Origin of the sequence: Kitasatospora sp. NPDC056800 (assembly GCF_042789775.1) — a bacterium.
Taxonomy (GTDB): Bacteria; Actinomycetota; Actinomycetes; order Streptomycetales; family Streptomycetaceae; genus Kitasatospora.
On sequence record NZ_JBHUAL010000105.1, the window covers coordinates 24909 to 31454 of the forward strand.

6 protein-coding genes are annotated in these 6546 nt (G+C 72.7%); all 6 read left to right on the forward strand.

Annotated elements, in window-relative coordinates; all coding sequences use genetic code 11:
- The first annotated feature begins 48 nt into the window (after positions 1 to 48).
- The 6 genes from ACFRQN_RS22760 (at position 49) to ACFRQN_RS22785 (ending at position 6477) form a co-directional block, all read left to right on the forward strand.
- Positions 49 to 495 carry a hypothetical protein gene (locus ACFRQN_RS22760; RefSeq protein ID WP_380741683.1) on the forward strand — a complete coding sequence of 149 codons (447 nt, stop codon included), beginning with the start codon at positions 49 to 51 and terminating at the stop codon, positions 493 to 495.
- Entirely contained in the window at positions 485 to 1576 is a 1092-nt protein-coding gene (locus ACFRQN_RS22765) for a peptidoglycan-binding protein (RefSeq protein ID WP_380741684.1), read from the forward strand. Before ACFRQN_RS22760 ends, ACFRQN_RS22765 begins: the two co-directional genes overlap by 11 nt.
- Positions 1573 to 2283 (forward strand): ABC transporter ATP-binding protein, encoded by a 711-nt coding sequence (locus ACFRQN_RS22770; protein WP_380741685.1) that lies wholly within the window; start codon positions 1573 to 1575, stop codon positions 2281 to 2283. Before ACFRQN_RS22765 ends, ACFRQN_RS22770 begins: the two co-directional genes overlap by 4 nt.
- Complete coding sequence (locus ACFRQN_RS22775) at positions 2280 to 3476, forward strand: ABC transporter permease (protein WP_380741687.1); 1197 nt, start codon at positions 2280 to 2282, stop codon at positions 3474 to 3476. Before ACFRQN_RS22770 ends, ACFRQN_RS22775 begins: the two co-directional genes overlap by 4 nt.
- Before the next feature lie 146 nt (positions 3477 to 3622).
- Positions 3623 to 4015, forward strand: coding sequence for a hypothetical protein (locus ACFRQN_RS22780; RefSeq protein WP_074003552.1), 393 nt, complete (start codon positions 3623 to 3625; stop codon positions 4013 to 4015).
- A gap of 5 nt (positions 4016 to 4020) precedes the next feature.
- On the forward strand, positions 4021 to 6477 hold the full coding sequence (locus ACFRQN_RS22785; protein WP_380741689.1) for a DUF4132 domain-containing protein: 2457 nt from the start codon (positions 4021 to 4023) through the stop codon (positions 6475 to 6477).
- The last annotated feature ends 69 nt before the right edge of the window (positions 6478 to 6546 follow it).

Sequence of the window (6546 nt, forward strand, 5' to 3'; positions counted from 1 at the left end):
CACATGCGGAACCACAGGTACGGCGCGGCGGCCGTGCTGGTGGCGGGGATGGCGCTGTTCACCGCGGCCTGTGGCGGAGGCGCCACGGGCGCCGGCGGGGGCGGCGGCTCGGACTCGTCGGGCAGGGGCGCGGCGGCGGACCAGGCCTACGAGCACCGTAAGTGCCTGCGCGAACACGGCGCCCAGGTGAAGGAGCCGGAGCCGGGCCAGGACCCGCGGGGCCTGGTCCTCGAGGGCGGCCAGGACAAGATGGCGGAAGCCCTCAAGGCCTGCGGTGGAGCCGGTGGCGCGGGCGGCGCGAAGATGTCCCAGGCCGACAAGGACAGGGCTCTCAAGTTCGCCCAGTGCATGCGCGGTAACGGTGTGGACATGCCGGACCCGAAGTTCGACGGCGACTCGGCGATGTCGGGACAGGCGATGAAGGTCCCGGAGGGCCCCGACAAGGACAGGTTCGACAAGGCGAACAAGGCGTGCAGTGGTCAGAATGCGGAGTGAGCGCGGGCGGAGCCGCCGAACGTACCTGATCGCCGCGCTGGTCACCTCGGTCTCGCTGGTGGGCGGGGTCACGGCCCTCTCGCAGACCGGCGGCGGCGCGAGCGCCGGCACGGACCGCACGGACGGGCTGCCGCCGAGCACGGGCTCGGTGGAACGACAGGACCTGAGCAGCCGGACCCGGGTGGACGGGACCCTCGGGTACGCCGAGGAGCGCCGGTTCAACGCCGGTGTGACGGGCACCCTCACCTGGCTCCCGGAGGCCGGCGCGCTGGTGGAACGCGACGGGGTCCTCTACGAGGTCGACGGCCGGAAGGTCCGGCTCATGGTCGGCGAGCGCCCCGTGTACCGGACGCTGAAGGCCGGCGACAAGGGGCCGGACGTCAGACAGCTGAAGGAGAACCTGCGCGCCCTGGGCCACGGCAAGGGGCTGGCCGCGGACGAGGAGTTCACCCCCGGCACCGTGGAGGCGGTCAAGCGCTGGCAGAAGGCCCACGGTCTGGCCCAGACCGGCGAGATCGGCCCCGAGCAGATCGCCTTCTCGCCCGGTCCGGTGCGGATCAAGAAGAACGACGCGGCCGTCGGCGACCAGGCCGCTCCCGGCAAGCCGGTCCTCACCACCACCGGCTCCGAACGGCAGGTGCAGATCAGGATCGAGGTCTCCCGGGCCGACCTCGCCAAGCCCGGTACCCGGGTCGAGGTCGCTCTGCCCGGCGGCGGCAGGGCCAAGGGCAAGGTCGCCTCCGTCGACCGCACCATCGGTGAGGACGGCAAGGAGCAGGGCTCCCAGGACAAGCCCGCCAAGATCACCGCCCGGGTGGTCTTCGACGACCCGGGGCAGGCGGAGGGCTTCGACCAGGCGCCGGTCACCGTCGAGCTCGAGGGCGAGGTCCGCGAGGACGTGCTGACGGTACCGGTCAACGCCCTGCTCGCGCTGACCGGCGGGGGCTTCGGCATCCAGGTCGTGGAGAACGGGAAGGTGCGCGAAGTCCCGGTCGAGCTCGGCATGTTCGGACAGGGCCGGGTCGAGGTCAGCGGGACCGGCCTGGCCGAGGGAATGAAGGTCGGGGTGCCCACGTCATGAGCGCGGTGGTCGAGTTGAACCAGGTCACCAAGGAGTATCCGGGCGGGGTGGTGGCGCTGCAGGGGGTGGACCTGCGCATCGGAAGCGGCGAACTGCTCGCCATCGTCGGCCCTTCGGGGTCGGGCAAGTCCACCCTGCTGCACATCGTCGGCACCCTGGACCGGCCCAGCGCCGGATCCGTCACCCTGGCGGGCCACGACGTCGCCTCCCTCTCCGACCGCCGGCTGTCCGCCCTGCGCGCCCGGCACATCGGCTTCGTCTTCCAGTCCTTCCACCTGGTGGCCGGGGTCAGCGCCCGGGACAACGTCGCCGAGGGCCTGCTCTACTCGGGCCTGCCGCGCGCCCAGCGCCGCAGGCGCGCGGCCCTGGCCCTGGAGCGGGTCGGGCTCGCGGACCGCATGCACCACCGGCCGCACGAGCTGTCGGGCGGCCAGCGGCAGCGGGTGGCGATCGCCCGGGCGGTGGTCGGCGAGCCGGACCTGCTGCTGGCCGACGAGCCGACCGGCGCGCTGGACTCCGCCTCGAGCGAAGCGGTGATGGAGCTGCTGCACGACCTCAACGCCGACGGTGCCACCATCGCGGTGATCACCCACGACGGCGAGATCGCCGACAGCCTGCCCCGCCAGGTCCGGATCCGCGACGGCCGCGTCGTGGCGGACCTGCGCACCGGCGCCGCCGTCCCGGCCGATCGGGGTGGGGAGCGATGAGCCGCACACGGCTCTCCCCGGCCCGGCTCGGCCCCCGTGACGTCCTCCACGTCGGCTCGGCCGGCCTGCGCACCCGGCCGCTACGGGTGGTGCTGTCCGCGCTGGGCATCGCCATCGGCATCGCCACCATGATCGCGGTGGTCGGCATCTCCTCCTCCAGCAAGGCCCAACTCCTGCGGCAGCTCGACCGGTTGGGCACCAACCTGCTGGTGGCCTCCCCCGGCCAGGGGCTGTTCGGCGAGAAGGTGAAGCTGCCCGAGGAGTCGGTCGGCATGCTGAGCCGCGTCCCCGGGGTCGAGCAGGTCGGCGCGACCGGTGACCTGGCGCAGTCCGTCCGGCGCAGCGAGAAGATCCCCGACGACGAGACCGGCGGCATCACCGTGAAGGCCGCCACCGAAGGACTGCTGGACGTCGTACGCGGCGCGGTCGGCTCGGGCACCTGGCTCAACGAGGCCAACGGGCGCTACCCGTCGACGGTGCTCGGACACGTCGCGGCCCAGCGCCTGGGCATCACCGCCCCCGGTCAGCAGGTCCACATCGGCGGCCGGTACTTCACCGTCATCGGCATCCTCGACCCGCTGCCGCTGGCTCCCGAGATCGAGCGGGCCGCCCTGGTCGGCTGGGACGGCGCCGGCACGCTACTGGGCTTCGACGGCCACCCGACCCAGATCTACGAACGGTCGACGGACCGGGCGGTCAGCGCGGTCCGCGAGCGGATCCCCCGCACCGTCGATCCGCAGAACCCGCACAACGTGCAGGTCACCGACCCCTCCTCGGCGCTCCAGGCCAAGGCCGCCACCGAGGGGGCGTTCACCGACCTCCTGCTCGGGCTGGGCGGGGTGGCGCTCCTGGTCGGCGGCGTCGGGGTCGCCAACACGATGATCATCTCGGTGCTGGAGAGGCGCCACGAGATCGGACTGCGCCGCTCCCTGGGCGCCACCAGGGGCCAGATCCGCCTCCAGTTCGTGACGGAGTCCCTCCTGCTCTCCGGACTGGGCGGACTGGCCGGCGTGGCCCTGGGCGCGGCCGCCACCTACGCCTTCGCCGCCTCGGGCGGCCTGCCCTGGGTGGTCCCCCCGTGGGCCGTCACCGGGGGCTTCGCCGCCACCCTGCTCATCGGCACGGTCGCCGGCCTCTACCCGGCCGTCCGGGCCGCCCGCCTCTCCCCGACCCTCGCCCTCCACGCCGGCTAGCGGGCCGCACGGGTGGGGCACCCCTCCGGGCGCCCCACCCTCCGGTCCGGTCGGCCTGCCGGCCAAGGCACGGGTGGCCCGGCTCCAGCAGTCCCGCACCACTCTGCCGGACGTCAGTGTCAGAGTGGGCCCGTACTGTTCACGGCATGGCAATCGTGATGTTCGTCGACGAGACGACGGCTGGGGACCGGAGCGACGGGTGGGAACTGGAGGTTCTCGAGGAGAGGCTCACCGTGCGTGAGCTGATCCGGCGCAGGGTGTTCCAGGAGGTCGCCGAGTACAACGCGAAGGCACCGCAGGTGTTCCAGGGGCTGGTGCGGCCGCACGATGCCGAGCGGGTGCTGAACGGGTACGCGCTGCGCACGCCGCGCCGGATCGATCCGGAGGCGCAGAGCGAACTGGCGCTCCGGGCGTTCGCGGGCAACGGCTTCCTGGTGCTGGTGGGGGAACGCCAGGTCACCGACGCGGAGGAGGAGGTCGAGCTCGGCCTCGGCACCGAGGTCACGTTCCTGAAGCTCGTTCCGCTGGTGGGGGGATGACGGTGATGGACTTCCAGGAGATCACGGAGCTGGTCCGACAGTACGCAGGAGAGGCGGATGACCTCGCCGTCGAGCTGCTGAAGCTGGGAACAGGGAGGCACAGCGGCTACTGGGACGGACGGTGGGACGGCGCCTTCGCCGAGTTGCGCGCGCTGCCGTCCGAGGCCCGGACCGCGCTCGCCGACGCGCTGGTCGGGCAGTACCACTCGGCCGAGGCCGGCCCGGTCGCCCGCGGGAACGTTCTGATCCTGCTGGCTGTCGTCGCGCACGGTCTGCCCGGCGACCGGCTCCCGGCGGAGCGCACGGAGAAGCTCGACGAGCTCGGCCACGAGAACTCCGTGGTGCACAGCGGCCGTCACCTGCTCCTCGCCGAGGCCGAGCTCGGGGCCGGCCGCCCCCTCACTCCCGAGGTCGTGGCCGTCTTCCGGCGCTCGGCCCTGGACACCTACGGCAGGAAGCCGCTCGTCGAGTTCGCCGGCACGCTCACCGAGCCCGTCCTCAACGTCGGTGAGGAATGGACCGAGCAGGCCCTGCGGGACACCCTGGACGACCCCGACTGGCAGGCACTCCTGCGGCACGCGACGACCGCCACAGCCGCCAAGCCCTCCCGCCCGTGGGAGCAGCGGGCCGAACGCCTGATCCTCCCCCTCGGTGCCGACCGCGTCCGGACCACCCTGCTGCCCTGGCTCGCCCTCGTCGGCCGCCGCACCTTCGCGCTGAACCATGAACTCCTCGGGTCCGACGGACACAGCGCCTACGACCCGTACAACGCCAACGCCCTGCGCGGACTGACCTGGATGCTCGCCCTGCTGCCGGCCCATCCGGACACCGCCCGCGCCCTCGGCGCGCTGGTCGAGACCTCCCTCAGGAAGATCCCCGGGCTCGGCCCGCGCAACCCGAAGGTCGCCAACGCCGCCACGACCGCGCTCTCCCGCATCGACGGCGAAGCGGCCCTCGCCGAACTCGCCCGCCTGGCCACCCGCGTGACGTACAAGGGCACGCTCAAGCTGCTCGACACCGCGCTCCGGACCCGGGCCGAGGCGCTGGGCCTGTCCCGCGAGGAGGTCGAGGAGATCGCCGTCCCCGCCTACGGGCTGACCGAGATCGGCCGGGCCGAGCCGCGTCTGGGCGAGGCCACGGCGGTCCTGGAGGTCCGGGGCACCAGGGTGTTCCTCGGCTGGCGCAACGCCGCGGGCAAGGAGGTCAAGAGCGTGCCCGCCGCCGTCAAGCGCGACCACGCCGAGCAGCTCAAGGAGCTGAAGACGGCGGTCAAGGACATCGACAAGATGCTCTCCGCCCAGAGCGAGCGTCTGGACCGGCAGTTCCTCGGCCGCCGCACCTGGCCGTACACCGCCTGGCGCGAGCGGTACCTCGACCACCCCCTGGTCGGCACCCTGGCCCGACGGCTGCTGTGGACGGTCGACGGCACGACCGTCGGATTCGCGGACGGCGAGCTGCGCACCCTCGCCGACGACCCGGTGCGCGAAGGGGCCGAGGTCCGGCTCTGGCACCCGGTGGGCCACGAGCCCGCCCAGGTCGTGGCCTGGCGTGACTGGCTGGAGCGGCACGAGATCACCCAGCCGTTCAAGCAGGCCCACCGCGAGGTGTACCTGCTGACCGACGCCGAGCGCGCGACGGGGACGTACTCCAACCGTTTCGCCGCGCACGTCCTGCGCCAGCACCAGTTCCACTCCCTGACGTCGGCCCGGGGGTGGCGCAACAAGCTGCGCCTGATGGTCGACGACTCGGCCCCGCCCGCCACCCGTGCGCTGCCTCAGTGGGGGTTGCGCGCCGAGTACTGGATCCACGGGGAGGGCGACGAGTACGGGGACGACACCACCGAGTCGGGCAGTTACCTGCGTCTGGCCACCGACCAGGTCCGCTTCTACCCGATCGACGCGCCGGAGAACGCGGCGGACTGCTACGGCAGTGAGTACCGCATGTGGCCGGAGGCCGGCGCCGGGCCGGTGGAGCCCGTCCAGCTCGCCGAGGTCCCGCCGCTCGTGCTGTCCGAAGTCCTGCGCGACGTGGACCTGTTCGTGGGCGTGGCCAGCATCGGCAACGACCCGGCCTGGCAGGACGGCGGACCGGAGGGCCGCTTCAGGGACTACTGGAGGTCGTACGGCTTCGGTGAGCTCGGCCAGGGTGCCGAGACGCGCCGCATGCTGCTGGAGCGGCTCGTGCCCCGGCTGGCGATAGCCGACCGCTGCACCCTTGAGGGCCGCTTCCTCCACGTGAAGGGCGAGCGCCACACGTACAAGATCCACCTCGGCTCGGGGAACATCCTGATGACGCCGAACGACCAGTACCTGTGCATCGTCCCGAAGTCCGCCGCGGCCACCCCGCAGACCGGCTACCTCCCCTTCGAGGGCGACCGCCTGCTGGCCGTGATCCTCAGCAAGGCGATGATGCTGGCCGAGGACACGAAGATCACGGACCCGACGATCCTGAGCCAGCTCTAGCACTGCGAGTTCGTTCGCCGGATTGCTTGATCACGCGGCGAGGACGGGCCTGCCGCCCCGGCGCAGGCC